The 12,716-nt window shown below is 61.3% G+C and carries 12 protein-coding genes; 5 read left to right on the forward strand and 7 right to left on the reverse strand.

Annotated elements, in window-relative coordinates:
* Positions 1–86: 86 nt before the first annotated feature.
* The 3 genes from AB8B29_RS02220 to AB8B29_RS02230 all read left to right on the forward strand — a co-directional run bounded on the left by AB8B29_RS02220 (position 87) and on the right by AB8B29_RS02230 (position 4,622).
* A complete protein-coding gene (locus tag AB8B29_RS02220) occupies positions 87–1,094 on the forward strand; it encodes a DUF4424 domain-containing protein (RefSeq protein ID WP_052224182.1) in 1,008 nt (335 codons plus the stop codon).
* 222 nt (positions 1,095–1,316) lie between these two features.
* Positions 1,317–3,257, forward strand: a complete 1,941-nt coding sequence (locus AB8B29_RS02225; RefSeq protein ID WP_047638893.1) for a methyl-accepting chemotaxis protein — start codon at positions 1,317–1,319, stop codon at positions 3,255–3,257.
* A gap of 327 nt (positions 3,258–3,584) precedes the next feature.
* Positions 3,585–4,622: a sensor domain-containing diguanylate cyclase gene (locus tag AB8B29_RS02230; protein WP_113118783.1), complete on the forward strand. Its 1,038-nt coding sequence runs from the start codon at positions 3,585–3,587 to the stop codon at positions 4,620–4,622.
* A gap of 40 nt (positions 4,623–4,662) precedes the next feature.
* Here AB8B29_RS02230 and dxs read toward each other — a convergent pair whose 3' ends face one another.
* The 4 genes from dxs to AB8B29_RS02250 form a co-directional block, all read right to left on the reverse strand.
* Positions 4,663–6,579, reverse strand: a complete 1,917-nt coding sequence (gene dxs, locus AB8B29_RS02235; RefSeq protein WP_439006109.1) for a 1-deoxy-D-xylulose-5-phosphate synthase — start codon at positions 6,577–6,579, stop codon at positions 4,663–4,665.
* Between the two features lie 125 nt (positions 6,580–6,704).
* The gene (locus AB8B29_RS02240) at positions 6,705–7,628 is read right to left on the reverse strand and encodes a pirin family protein (RefSeq protein ID WP_092572935.1); all 924 of its coding nucleotides are present in this window, start codon (positions 7,626–7,628) and stop codon (positions 6,705–6,707) included.
* A gap of 71 nt (positions 7,629–7,699) precedes the next feature.
* On the reverse strand, positions 7,700–7,951 hold the full coding sequence (locus AB8B29_RS02245; RefSeq protein ID WP_037198573.1) for an exodeoxyribonuclease VII small subunit: 252 nt from the start codon (positions 7,949–7,951) through the stop codon (positions 7,700–7,702).
* Positions 7,952–7,953: 2 nt separating this feature from the next.
* Positions 7,954–8,895: a histone deacetylase family protein gene (locus AB8B29_RS02250; protein WP_037198574.1), complete on the reverse strand. Its 942-nt coding sequence runs from the start codon at positions 8,893–8,895 to the stop codon at positions 7,954–7,956.
* A 168-nt stretch (positions 8,896–9,063) separates the two neighbouring features.
* Here AB8B29_RS02250 and AB8B29_RS02255 point away from each other — a divergent pair, with 168 nt between their 5' ends.
* Complete coding sequence (locus AB8B29_RS02255; RefSeq protein ID WP_037198575.1) at positions 9,064–9,465, forward strand: acyl-CoA thioesterase; 402 nt, start codon at positions 9,064–9,066, stop codon at positions 9,463–9,465.
* A 39-nt stretch (positions 9,466–9,504) separates the two neighbouring features.
* Here AB8B29_RS02255 and AB8B29_RS02260 read toward each other — a convergent pair whose 3' ends face one another.
* Genes AB8B29_RS02260 through AB8B29_RS02270 form a run of 3 tightly spaced genes read right to left on the reverse strand, consistent with a single transcriptional unit; the run spans position 9,505 to position 11,370 of the window.
* Positions 9,505–10,062: a biotin transporter BioY gene (locus AB8B29_RS02260; RefSeq protein WP_037198577.1), complete on the reverse strand. Its 558-nt coding sequence runs from the start codon at positions 10,060–10,062 to the stop codon at positions 9,505–9,507.
* A gap of 28 nt (positions 10,063–10,090) precedes the next feature.
* Positions 10,091–10,693 (reverse strand): energy-coupling factor transporter transmembrane component T family protein, encoded by a 603-nt coding sequence (locus tag AB8B29_RS02265; RefSeq protein ID WP_037198578.1) that lies wholly within the window; start codon positions 10,691–10,693, stop codon positions 10,091–10,093.
* Positions 10,693–11,370, reverse strand: a complete 678-nt coding sequence (locus AB8B29_RS02270; protein WP_047638924.1) for an energy-coupling factor ABC transporter ATP-binding protein — start codon at positions 11,368–11,370, stop codon at positions 10,693–10,695. The genes AB8B29_RS02265 and AB8B29_RS02270 overlap by 1 nt, the downstream gene beginning before the upstream one ends.
* A 107-nt stretch (positions 11,371–11,477) precedes the next feature.
* Between AB8B29_RS02270 and AB8B29_RS02275 the strand changes: the two genes are divergently transcribed.
* Positions 11,478–12,668, forward strand: coding sequence for a winged helix-turn-helix domain-containing protein (locus AB8B29_RS02275; protein WP_037198629.1), 1,191 nt, complete (start codon positions 11,478–11,480; stop codon positions 12,666–12,668).
* The last annotated feature ends 48 nt before the right edge of the window (positions 12,669–12,716 follow it).

Here is a 12,716-nt window from a genome sequence, read left to right on the forward strand (position 1 = left end):
CGTTGCAAGCCTTTTGTGCCGATGTCGCCGTTGACGCCGGGCTGCAGTCGGCCATAATCGCACAAATCAACGGTTGAGAGGGCATCATGCGAAGAATCGGTGGCTATGCGGCGCTATTGGCGATGTTCGCCGCTCCGGCCTTTGCGAACGACACCATGGCCGAGTTGAAGACCGGCGGTCTCGCCTATGTCCGCACCGGCGATATCAGCATGGACGAGGAGAAGCTCTTCATTTCCGCGGCCCAGGTGCGCGTCGACTATGTCTTCGAAAACACATCCGACAAGGACGTCGAAAGTCTCGTCGCTTTCCCGATGCCCGATATCAAGGGTGATGTCGACAGCATGGTCGATGCCGGAAATGTCGACGCTGACAACTTTCTCGGCTTCACCGTGACGCAGGACGGCAAGGCGATCGTACCGACCCTTCAGCAGAGCGTCACGGTCGCGGGCGTCGACATGACGGATGAATTGAAGGCGCGCGGCGTACCGTTACTGCCGCTCAGCAAGACGGCCATGGATGCCGTCGCCAAGCTGCCCGTCGATGTCTTGGAAGACTGGACGGCTCGCGGGTTGATCGTTGATGACGAATATGACAATGACGGCCAGGGCATGAAGCATCATCCGACGCCGATGTGGACGCTGCATACCACCTATTGGTGGCGCACCAAGTTTCCGGCCAAAGCCAGGATCGGCGTACAGCATAGCTACAAGCCGAGCGTCGGCGGCACCGTGGCCATTACGTTTGCCGGCGACCAGGACTACCAGAAGCAGCAGCTGCAGGCCTACCGCAGCAAGTATTGCGTCGACGATGCCTTCCTGAAGACGGCGACCAAGCTTTCCGCCACGGCCGACAAGGGCGGCCGCACCTATACCGAGAGCTGGATCTCCTATGTGCTGACCACAGGCGCCAACTGGTCCGGCCCGATCAAGCATTTCGAGCTGACGGTCGACAAGGGCAGCCCGGAAAACTACATCAGCTTCTGCGGCACCGACGTCAAAAAGACCGGGCCGACCTCCTTTCAGATGGCGGCGCAGGATTTTTATCCCGAACACGATCTGGATATCTTGATCCTCGCCGCGACCCCCGGGAACTGAGCCAGGTTTAAACGGCGTATCGTCAAAATTAAATAATTTTAAAGCCGTAGCCTCTACCGATGTCCGTGATTGCGATGGTCTGTTTCAGGATCAACGCCTGCCATGACGGCTTCACGCTTCCGCGTCCCAATCATACCCTTCCCTGAATTTTTCGAGCATCCGCCGTCCTTTCCCACGGCCTATCGATGCTCGCCAGGACCGGCGCTCAGGAGGCGCTCGCTTATGTTTGCGAAAAAACTGTCGCTGAATGGCAAGCTTGCCATAACGTTCACGGCGCTGATCGCCATTTTCGCCTGCGTTTCGGCATTCGTGTATTCCAAGGAAGAGATGTCGGCTGGAGCTGCGGCGGAGCAGGCCAGGTCGCAGCAGCTCGTCAATCTCATCGACGACTCCTTGCAGGCAATGCTGGAACAGGCGGTCAACCTGCGCGGCTTCCTCCTGCTCCACAGCGACAGCACCTATGCCGATGTTTTCGCCAATCGCGACCGGATGTTGAAGAGCATTGCCGCGGCCAAGCAGGTCGCTGCCGACTCTCCGGATCTGCTGCAGGCCATCGACAACATGCAGAAGGCCGCGGATATCTATTTCCATCAGCTTGCAGAGCCGCAGACGAAGGCTCGCAAGGAAACCGACATGCCGCTCGACCAGATCGTCAAGATCGGTCAGAACGAAACCAAGGGCCAACTCGACGGTTTCCGCGAGGCGGCCGCAAAGATCAAGCAGGCAGCCCGCGCCAAGGCCGGCGACCTGGCGGCGACGCAGGATCAGGCCAATGGCGATCTGCGCCTGACGCTCGTCGTGGGCGGCATCCTCGTGGCGCTGATCGCCGCCGTTCTTGCCTGGCTGCTGTCGCGCATCATCGTTCGCCCGATCGTCGGCATGACCGCCGCCATGGGACGTCTGGCCGGCGGCGAGCACGATATCGACGTTCCAGCCGTTGGCCGTGGCGATGAAGTCGGCAGCATGGCCGATGCCGTTCTCGTCTTCAAGCAGGCGGCGATCGAGAAGCTGCGCCTCGCCGGCGAGACCGATCGCATGCGCGATGACGCCGAGCGTCAGCGCCAGGTGAGCGATGATCAGAAGGCGCGCGAAGAAGGTGAAATCCGCTTCGCCATGGAGACGCTTGCAGGTGGGCTCTCGGCTCTCGCCGCCGGCAATGTCGCGGCGCGTCTCGACCGCACCTTTGCGCCGCAGTTCGACAGCGTTCGCGCCGATTTCAACAATGCCGTCGAAAAGCTGGAAGCGGCCTTGCAGTCGGTTGGCACCAATGCCGCCGCCATCAATGCCGGCGCCGACGAAATCCGTTCGGCCGCCGACGATCTTGCTCATCGTACCGAGCAGCAGGCCGCCGCCGTCGAGGAGACTGCCGCAGCCCTGGAAGAGGTCACCACGACGGTCCGCGATTCGGCCAAGCGCGCCGAGGATGTCGGCCATCTCGTCGAGCGTGCACGCCTCGGCGCCGAGAAGTCCGGTGAAGTGGTGCGCAAGGCGGTATCCGCCATGCAGCAGATCGAAAAGTCCTCGGGCGAGATCAGCAACATCATCAGCGTCATCGACGATATCGCCTTCCAGACCAATCTGCTTGCCCTGAACGCCGGTGTCGAAGCCGCCCGCGCCGGTGATGCCGGCAAGGGTTTTGCCGTCGTCGCCCAGGAAGTCCGCGAGCTTGCCCAGCGGTCCGCCAATGCCGCCAAGGAAATCAAGGCGCTGATCACCACGTCGAGCGATCAGGTCAATACCGGCGTGTCCCTGGTCGGCGAGACCGGCAAGGCCCTGGAATTGATCGTTTCGGAAGTTCGGGAAATCAATCGTCACGTCGGCGCGATCGTCACGGCGACCCGCGAGCAGTCGACCGGCCTGCAGGAGATCAACACTGCGGTCAACAACATGGATCAGGGCACGCAGAAGAATGCCGCCATGGTCGAGGAACAGACCGCAGCCAGCCACGCACTCGCCCGCGAAGCCGCGGCACTGAATGAGCTGTTGCGCCAGTTCCGGCTCAGCAATGCGCCGCAGGCAACGTCCGCGCGTCCCGCAGTCGCAACGGCACGCTCGAAGCCTGCTGTATCGCCGGCCCGGGCGCTCGGCCGCACGGTGGCCAAGGCCTTCGGCGGCAAGGCAACCGCGGCTGCGGCCGCCCAGGACGAATGGGAAGAGTTCTGATCGTCCTTCGATGAGCGACCCCGCCTGGGTCGTTCATGGCGAATCATCTCCGTAAACAGCATCGGCCTGCCGCTCAGCGACGGGCCGATGCTATTGAGAGGCCGTGAAAAAAACGACGAGGTCTCCAGCTCCGTTCTATTTTGGCGCATCTGTCGCGACAAGGGACAACAGCTCTTTTGCGTGGCACGCGTGCCTTGAGCGCCATCAACGCCATGCCAACCGCCCTTCTCGTCAGCATTTGTTAAATATTTAAGCGACGAGAGGGTTGCGCTGAGCTTCGAACCACCTTTTTTATAGGCCTCGTGATGATTGCCGAGGGAGATTCGAATGGGACGGCTCGTCCGAGTTCCGACCAATGAAACACAGAGACTTTTAGCGGTACGCTCCCTGAACGCGATTCATAGCAGTCCGACGCCGGAGCTTTCCGTCCTTGCGGAGCTGGCAAGGGGCGTTTTCGGCACACCCTATGCGGCGATCAATATCATCGACGAGGACTGGCAGCGCATTGCGGGGCAGGCGGGCCTCGAGATTGCCGAATGCTCCCGCGATATGTCGATCTGCACGCGCGTGGTCTTTGACGACGAATTGCTTGTTATACCCGATCTGGCTGAAGATACCGAGTTGATGGTCGCGCCCTTTGTCGTGGAGGATCCGCGTTTTCGCTTCTATGCAGGCGCACCGGTCCGATTGGAGAATGGCCAACCCGTAGGTGCCTTCTGCATTCTCGATCAGTCGCCGAGGCGCTTTTCCCCGAGCGAGGAGCAGAGCCTTTTGCGATTTGCGCAGATCGCAAGCGCTCTCCTGTGTCTTCAGAAGACGAATCTGCTAATGGGTATCGCTGAAAACGACTTGCGCACTGCCGCCATGACCGACCCTCTGACCCGCTTCTTCAACCGTTCGGCATTGGATGCCGTAGTCGACGGAGCATTGAGCGCCGCTGTTGCAGCTGGCCGGAATTTCGGCGTCCTCTATCTCGACATGGATGGCTTCAAGTCGATCAACGACCGCTTCGGTCATAATGTCGGCGACGAAGTTCTGTGCGAGGCGGCAGCACGCATCCGCTCGGTCATCCGTACCGATGATATCGTCGTTCGTATGGGAGGCGACGAGTTCGCGATATTCGTGCCGGCCCCGCCCGACAGGAACGCGCTTGTTTCATTGTCCGAACGATTGCTTATGGCATTCAGAGCGCCGTTTACGGTCGATGGCGTATCCATTTTCGCAAGGCTGAGCATCGGCGCTGCACTCGCGCCCAACGATGGCGCGACGCGTATGTTGCTGCTAAGGAATGTCGATGCTGCGCTTTATCAGGCAAAGGCAGCCGGCCGCGACCGCGTGGCAGTTTTCAATGCGCTCGATTCTTGATGGCATCAGGCGGCCGTAGACCCGCCTGATCCTATCCGCATTATCCGGCAGCCTCGACGATCCGGCCGTGGCCCAGCGCCCTGAACACCGTCTGCACGATGCCTGCGCGGTCGAGGCCGGCTTTGGCATTCATGACTTCGGGCTTCGCCTGGTCCATCCAGATATCGGGCATGACGAGCGTGCGGATCTTCAGGCCGTTGTCGAGCAGGCCCTCGCTGGCGAGGAACTGCATGACCTGGCTGCCGAAGCCGCCGACCGAGCCCTCTTCGATGGTGATCAGCATCTCGTGGTGGGCAGCAAGCTGGCGAATGAGATCGTGGTCGAGGGGCTTGGCGAAGCGGGCGTCTGCGACCGTCGTCGGCAGGCCGGCGGCGTCGAGATCCTCGGCCGCGGCAAGGCTGTCGGCGAGACGCGTGCCGAAGGAGAGCAAGGCGACTTTCGACCCCTGCTTGACCACGCGACCCCTACCGATCTCCAGAATCTGGCCCCGTTCGGGCATTTCGATGCCGACGCCTTCGCCGCGCGGATAGCGGAACGAGATCGGCCCTAGATCGTAGGCGGCCGCCGTCCGCACCATATGCTTCAGTTCCGCCTCGTCGGCGGCAGCCATGATGACGAATCCGGGCAGGGTCGCCAGAAAGGTCGTGTCGAAGGACCCGGCATGCGTCGGCCCGTCGGCGCCGACGAAACCGGCGCGATCGATCGGGAAGCGCACCGGCAGACCCTGGATCGCCACGTCATGCACCACCTGGTCATAGGCGCGCTGCAGGAAGGTGGAATAGAGCGCGGCAAAGGGCTTGTAGCCCTCGGCGGCAAGGCCGGCAGCAAAAGTCACGGCATGCTGCTCGGCGATACCGACGTCGAAACAGCGCTTGGGGTAGAATTCCTGGAGCTTGTCGAGGCCGGTACCATTAGGCATGGCGGCGGTAATGCCGACGATCTTGTCGTCGAACATCGCCTCCTGCACGAGAGCATCGGCAAAGACGCTGGTGTAGCTCGGCGCATTCGGTTTCACCTTGGCCTGCGCGCCGGTGATGACGTCGAACTTGTTGACGCCATGATATTTGTCGGCGGCCGCCTCGGCTGGGGGATAGCCCTTGCCCTTCTGCGTCACGACATGGATCAGCACCGGACCTTGCGCATTGTCGCGGACGTTGCGCAGCACCGGCAGCAGATGCTCGAAGGAATGGCCGTCGATCGGGCCGATATGATAGAAGCCCATCTCCTCGAACATCGTTCCACCGGTCACATAGCCCCGTGCGTGCTCGACGGCGCGTGTTATGGCGCGATCGACCTTCTTGCCGAGATAGGCCGTCAGTTTCTTGCCGAAATCGCGGAAGCCCATATACGTGCGGCCGGAGGCGAGGCGGGCGAGATAGGCGCTCATCGCGCCCGTCGGCGGCGCGATCGACATATCGTTGTCGTTGAGGATGACGATCAGCCGCGCGTCGAGCGCGCCGGCATTGTTCAACGCTTCATAGGCCATGCCGGCCGACATCGCGCCGTCGCCGATGACGGCGATGACCCGGCGGTCGGTTCCATCAAGCTCGGCGGCAACTGCCATGCCGAGGCCGGCGGAAATGGACGTGGAGGAATGCGCGGCGCCGAAGGGATCGTATTCGCTTTCGGCGCGGCGCGTGAAGCCCGAAATCCCGCCTTCCTGGCGCAGCGTGCGGATGCGGTCGCGCCGTCCGGTCAGAATCTTGTGCGGATAACACTGATGCCCGACATCGAAGATGAGGCGATCGTTCGGCGTATCGAAAACGCTGTGGATGGCAATGGTGAGTTCGACGACGCCAAGACCGGCGCCGAGATGTCCGCCCGTGCGCGATACCGCATCGATCATTTCGTCACGGACTTCGCGGGCGAGTTGCGGCAAGTCCCGGTCCTCCAGCTTTCGCAGGTCGGAAGGATAATGGACCCGGTCCAGCAGCGGCGTCTCTGGCATTTGTGTCAAGGCAGAAGCCTCTTTCTTGCTATTCTTGGGCGGTTGCCCGCCTTTACGTCAAAACAGATTGCGACAAAAGACGCCGAATTCAAGGAGTGCCCGAACAAGAAACATTTGGCACTGTTATGAACCCGTCAGCCCTCCGGCAAGGGAATAAACTCTTCCTCGTCGCCCGGCACGATATCGAAACGGCCCGTGCGCCATTCTTCCTTGGCTTTTTCGATGCGTTCCTTGGAAGAGGATACGAAGTTCCACCAGATATAGCGCTTCGAATTGAGCGCCGCACCTCCAAAAAGCATGAGATGACAGCCTTTTTCCGCAGCTTCCAGGGTGATGGCATCGCCGGGGCGGAAAACGAGGAGCTGATCCTGCGCGAAGTGATCGCCGGCGACGATGAGCGAGCCGGAGAGGATATAGACCGCGCGCTCCTCATGGGCTGCACCAAAAGGAAACGTCGTGTTCGGCTGAAGCTGCAGATCGACATACAGCGTGTCGGAGAAGGATTTCACCGGTGATTTCAGGCCTTCGAAATCTCCGATCACCACGCGCCCGGTTACGCCTCCATCGGCGATGACAGGCAGCTCGTCTTTCTCCGTATGGGCAAAGGAAGGATCGATCTCCTCCTTGTCGTCGGGGAGCGCCAGCCATGTCTGCAGGCCCGACATCGCAAAAGGATGATCGCGCAGATTTTCCGGGGTGCGTTCGGAGTGAACGATCCCGCGTCCGGCCGTCATCAGGTTGACGTCGCCGGGGCGGATCACCTTGGCCGTGCCGAGGCTGTCGAGATGGCGGATCTCGCCGTCGAACAGATAGGTGACAGTGGAAAGGCCGATATGCGGATGCGGGCGCACGTCAACCGCTTGGCCCGGCCGAAAAATTGCAGGCCCCATGCGGTCGAAGAAGATGAACGGCCCCACCAACCGTCGGCGGCTGCTTGGAAGAGCTCGCCGCACGGAGAAGCCGCCAAGGTCGCTGGTGCGCGGAATGATGAGATTCTCGATCGCATCGCAGGCGAAGGCGTCACCGGCTTGCGGATCGTTTCCTGGGAAGAAAGACATGGCGGTTCTCCTTTCGGTTGAGGCTCAACCTACCGGGAATGTCAGGGAAACTCAAACTTTCCTGTCTTATCTCACGCGCCGTCCAGCGGCTCCGCGCCCTGCGGCTTGCCGGCGCGGTCGAGCCGGATCTTCTCGATGCGGTTCTCGGCGGCCGACAGCAGCGCCTCGCAATGCTTCTTCAGTGCCTCGCCGCGCTCGTAGATGGTGATGGATTCATCCAGTGCCACGTCGCCGCGCTCCAGCCGCGCAACGATGCTTTCAAGCTCCGCCACGGCCTTCTCGAAGGAATAGCCTGATACATCCACCTTGGCGCTTTCGCTCATCGTCAACCCTTCATCATGCGCAGAATATGCAGACCCGCCGATTCGGCCAGCCCTTCCAGATCATAGCCGCCTTCGAGCAGGCTGACGACCCGGTTGTTGGCGCTGCGATCGGCGACCTCCAGGATCCGCCCCGTCGCCCAGTCGAAATCCTCGCCGGTGAGGTTCAGTTGTGCCAGCGGATCGCGGTGGTGGGCATCGAAGCCGGCCGAGATGATGATGATGTCTGGGCGGAAATCATCGAGCGCCGGCAGGATGCGCGACTTGAAGGCCTCTCGGAAATGATCGCCGCCGGTATTGGGCGAAAGCGGCGCATTGACGATGGTATTGTGCGTGCCGCGCTCGTCCTTCTTGCCGGTGCCCGGATAGAGCGGCATCTGGTGGGTCGAACAGAAAAGCACGGATGGATCGTCCCAGAAGATGTCCTGAGTGCCGTTGCCGTGGTGCACGTCCCAATCGACGATGGCGACGCGCTCGGCGCCATGAGCATTTTGCGCATGGCGGGCGGCGATCGCCGCATTGTTGAAGAAGCAGAAGCCCATGGCCTTGGTCTTCTCCGCATGGTGGCCGGGCGGGCGGGCTGCGACGAAGACATTGTCGGCAGCGCCGGAAAATACGTCATCGACCGCGGCCATGGCGCCGCCGACGCCGTGCATGATCGCCTGCAGCGTCTTCGGGCTGGCATAGGTATCCGCCTCGATCTGGTTGATCTCGCCATCGTTGCCTTTGTCCGGCATCGACCGCAGGACGAAGTCCAGATGCTCTTCGGGATGGGCAAGCAGGACCGCGTCTTCATTGGCCGCAGGGGCCTTTCGCCGGTCGAGCCGCTCGAAATTCGGATGCTCCAGCGCGATGTTCAGCGAGCGCAGCCGGTCCGGCCGTTCCGGGTGGCCAGGCGGTACAATATGCTCAAGAAAAATCGGGTGTTCGTAAAGACGTGTGCTCATGGGGCCAATCTATAAATGAGGTGTGACGCCTATTACAGGACATGGACAATGTCACTACAATGTCAACAATCCATCTTAACCACTTTGGAGCGGCGCCCGTTTACTTATTAAGGCGCGATGTTAAGCTTTCATTAAGGTGCGTATGGCGTTGGGCAGGGTTTTCACGTGATGACGAGTGTAGAGCGATCCGATGTCATCGAGTTGAGAGTGCCACCGCGCGATGTCGACCGGCACGGTCATATGTTCATCGCCTCCTATATCTCACAGGCGGAGACGGCGCTCTCGAATTTCTGGCGCACGCGGCCGCTGGTCGACGACGAACCGGCCTATGTCGCCACCAAGGCATCCTGTTCCCTGCACCGGGCCTTGCATTACGACGACCTTGCCCGCTTCTCGATCAGCGTCAACAAGATCGGCGGCAAGTCCATCGGCTTCGTCGTCATGGTCGAGACCGGCAATGAACTGGCGGCCGAGGTCGAGATTCTGTGGCTTGCCGTGCGTGGCAATGAGCACGACCCAGCGCCGCTGCCAGAGGACACCCGCGACTGGCTCTACAAATATCTGACGTGATGCGTTCGCCGATTGCGTTTTTTCCGCCCTGAGCCGAGTTCAGCTCCGCTGCGGCAGAAGCGGATAGCCGGCCATGACGGCGCGACCGACGAGGGCAGCAACGACTGCCTTGATGAGATCACCCGGCACAAAGCCCAGGGAGCCGAAGAACGCTTTGGTGAAGCCGATGTTGATGGCCAGCCAGGCAATGCCGAAGGCATAGAGCACCACGACGCCGCCGATGACGGCGGCGATGAAGAAGCCGATGCCCTGGTTGAGGCTGGTCTGCTCCGGCTTCACCAGCCGCTCCGAGAGATAGCCGGTAACGAAGGCCGCGAATATCCAGCCGATGAAGAAACCGGCCGTCGGGCCCGCGAAGACGGCAAGACCGCCGCGGCCGCCCGATAGCACCGGCATGCCGATTATCACCAGCAGGACGACGATCAGCACCGCGATCGTACCGCGCCTGGCGCCGAGCACCACGCCCGCCAGCATCACGCCAAGCGACTGCGCGGTGATCGGCACGGGAATGATGCCGATCGGAATCGGCGGCAACAGGCCGAGCGCCACTATGATGGCGGCAAAGAGTGCGGAGAGGACAAGATCGCGGGTATTCATGGCGGCTCCATCCGAAAAAGATCTATGTTCAATGCCGCCGAATGCCGCGCGCGTCAATCGCAGCCGCGATATTGTCAGCGTCGCGCAGCGTGAGGATGATCAGCGGCACAAGCGTCGTTGCCAAGCGTATTTTGATTCCCCGCGCTTCGTGCGCTTCGCGGATGGCGCGATAGCGGTCGAGAATCTCAGGCACGAAACGCAGGACGAGGCCGACCGCGAGCCCGATATCGGCCGCCCTGAGCAAACCCATCTTCTCAAGCGGCGTCGCAAGAACGGTGATTTCATCGATGAAGGCGGCCATCGATGTTGTCGCCGTTACAGCGGCTGCAAACAGCGCAAGCGCGGTCAGCCGCAGCGCCACCACGACGACAAGGTGAAACGGACTGAAGAGCAGGTTCAAGAGTGAAAGCACGGCAATGGAGATGAGGATCGGACGGAGCCGCCTCAATGCCTCGCCGACCGAGAGGCCGCTGCGAAAATAGAGGCCGGCACCGATGAGGTTTGCGAGCTCGAGCAGCGCGGTGGAATCCGCCAGGAACAATAGAATGCCGAGCGCGGCAAGCGTTACGAGTTTCACGCGCGGTGTCAGCCGATGCATCCATGTATCCGCGTCCACGTGCAGCGTTTGCATCAGCTCGCCATCTCCTTGTAGTGGGCGATGGCTTCCGCCGCCGGTGCGTCGACAACGAGGCGGCCCTGATCGAACAGCAGCACCCGGTCGAAATCCTCGACCAGCGGCAGGTCGTGGCTGATGATGATGACGTTTTCCGGCAACGCTGCGATCGTCCTCTGCACCAGCGCCCTGTTCTTCAAGTCGAGCTGGTTGGTGGGTTCGTCGAGAATGAGGATATCGGGGCCGGTGACCAGCACCGAGCAAAGAGCTGCCATCTGCAGCTCGCCGCCCGAAAGTTCATGGGCGCGCCGCGCGCCGAGATGGCTGACGCCGAACCGCTCGAGAATGCCGTCCACCGCCGCCTCGATCTGCACCTTGTCCAAGCCGCGAGCCTTGAGCCCGAAGGCGATGTCGTCGCGCACGATGGGCAGGATGATCTGGTTCTGCGGCGACTGAAAGATATAGCCGACTTTTCCGAGCACGGAGGCGGCATCGCTGGCCGTATCGAGCCCGTCGACGACGACGCGGCCGGTGGTCGGCTTGGCGAGCCCGTTGATCAGCCGCGCAAAGGTCGTCTTGCCGGAACCGTTGAGGCCGATGATCCCGACGCGCTTCTCCTGAAGCGTCAGGTTCAGCGGGTAGAGCGCGGTCCGTGTGCCGAAGTTGACGCCGGCATTGTCGAAGCGGATGTCCAAGCGGCTTGCCTGTCCCATGGTGATGTCGCGGTCCTATAGCGCATTACGGCGATTTATCAAATCAGGGGCTGTTTGAAAGCATGGGAATTTATGCCTATGATCGCTCCATGACGAATCTGCTTTCGAATCGCGACGCCCGCCGCGTCTTCCTTGCCAAGCAGGGGCTTGCCAATCCGCCGAACCGCGCCTTGACCAAGGCGGGGTTGCTGCAGCTCATCCACGATATCGGCTTCGTGCAGGTGGACAGTATTGGTACCGTCGAGCGGGCGCATCACCAGATCCTGTTCTCGCGCAATCAGACCTATCGACGCGAACATCTGACCGAGCTGCTGGAAAAGGACGGTGCGCTGTTCGAACACTGGACGCACGATGCCTCGATCCTGCCGAGCGCTTTCTTCGTTTATTGGAAGCACCGGTTCCGCCGCGAGGAGTTGGCGCTCGTCGAGCGGTGGCGCAAATGGCGCGGCGAGGGTTTCGAATCTGCTTTTGAAGAGACCTACGAGCGTGTGCTGAAGAACGGCGCCATCATGGCGCGTGAGATCAAGGCGGAGGGCCATGTCTCGGGCGGCTGGTGGAATTGGCATCCGAACAAGACCGCGCTCGAATATTTCTGGCGTACCGGCAAATTCGCGATCGCCGGCCGCACGAATTTCCAGAAGGTCTACGATCTGGTCGAGCGCGTCTTGCCGGATCACGTCCATACACCGGAGGTCGATCATGAGGAATTCGTCGAATGGGCTTGCCGCAGCGCTTTGCAGCGCCTGGGCTTTGCCACCTCAGGCGAAATCGCTGCCTTCTGGGATCTGGTGACGCCGCAGGAAGCTAAGAAATGGGTGGAGACGCATCGCGACGAACTGACGGAAATGCTGATCGAACCGGCCATTGGCGGGAAGCCACGCCCCTCCTTCGCGTTCACCGACTTCCATGCCATGCTCGACAGTTATCCGGAAGCGCCGGCGCGTATCCGCGTGCTCAGTCCCTTCGACCCGGTGCTGCGCGACCGCAACCGCACCGAACGCCTCTTCGGTTTCTTCTACCGCATCGAGATTTTCGTACCGGAGCCCAAGCGCGAATATGGCTACTATGTTTTCCCTCTGCTGGAGGGCGACCGGCTCATCGGCCGCATCGACATGAAGGCCGACCGCAAGGTGGGTACATTGGACGTCAAGCGCTTGTGGCTGGAACCGGGCGTCAAACCCTCTGCTGGCCGGCTTGAGAGGTTGGAAGCGGAGCTGGAGCGTGTCGCCCGTTTCACCGGCGTCGAGAAGGTCGTTTTTCTCGAGGGCTGGCGGGGCTAACCACCTCCCCCTTGAGGGGGGAGGTCGCGCGGAACGCGCTGGTTGGGC

Source organism: Rhizobium sp. 11_C7_N12_5 (assembly GCF_051811145.1).
GTDB classification, from domain to species: domain Bacteria; phylum Pseudomonadota; class Alphaproteobacteria; order Rhizobiales; family Rhizobiaceae; genus Rhizobium; species Rhizobium lusitanum.

What these genes read in the sequence shown, in the direction of transcription:
- AB8B29_RS02230 (WP_113118783.1), top strand. Translation starts at nt 3,585, where the DNA reads ATGGGACGGCTCGTCCGAGTTCCGACCAATGAAACACAGAGACTTTTA.
- AB8B29_RS02260 (WP_037198577.1), bottom strand. Translation starts at nt 10,062, where the DNA reads ATGAATACCCGCGATCTTGTCCTCTCCGCACTCTTTGCCGCCATCATA.
- AB8B29_RS02255 (WP_037198575.1), top strand. Translation starts at nt 9,064, where the DNA reads ATGACGAGTGTAGAGCGATCCGATGTCATCGAGTTGAGAGTGCCACCG.
- AB8B29_RS02265 (WP_037198578.1), bottom strand. Translation starts at nt 10,693, where the DNA reads ATGCAAACGCTGCACGTGGACGCGGATACATGGATGCATCGGCTGACA.
- AB8B29_RS02250 (WP_037198574.1), bottom strand. Translation starts at nt 8,895, where the DNA reads ATGAGCACACGTCTTTACGAACACCCGATTTTTCTTGAGCATATTGTA.
- AB8B29_RS02245 (WP_037198573.1), bottom strand. Translation starts at nt 7,951, where the DNA reads ATGAGCGAAAGCGCCAAGGTGGATGTATCAGGCTATTCCTTCGAGAAG.
- AB8B29_RS02240 (WP_092572935.1), bottom strand. Translation starts at nt 7,628, where the DNA reads ATGTCTTTCTTCCCAGGAAACGATCCGCAAGCCGGTGACGCCTTCGCC.
- AB8B29_RS02275 (WP_037198629.1), top strand. Translation starts at nt 11,478, where the DNA reads ATGACGAATCTGCTTTCGAATCGCGACGCCCGCCGCGTCTTCCTTGCC.
- AB8B29_RS02220 (WP_052224182.1), top strand. Translation starts at nt 87, where the DNA reads ATGCGAAGAATCGGTGGCTATGCGGCGCTATTGGCGATGTTCGCCGCT.
- AB8B29_RS02225 (WP_047638893.1), top strand. Translation starts at nt 1,317, where the DNA reads ATGTTTGCGAAAAAACTGTCGCTGAATGGCAAGCTTGCCATAACGTTC.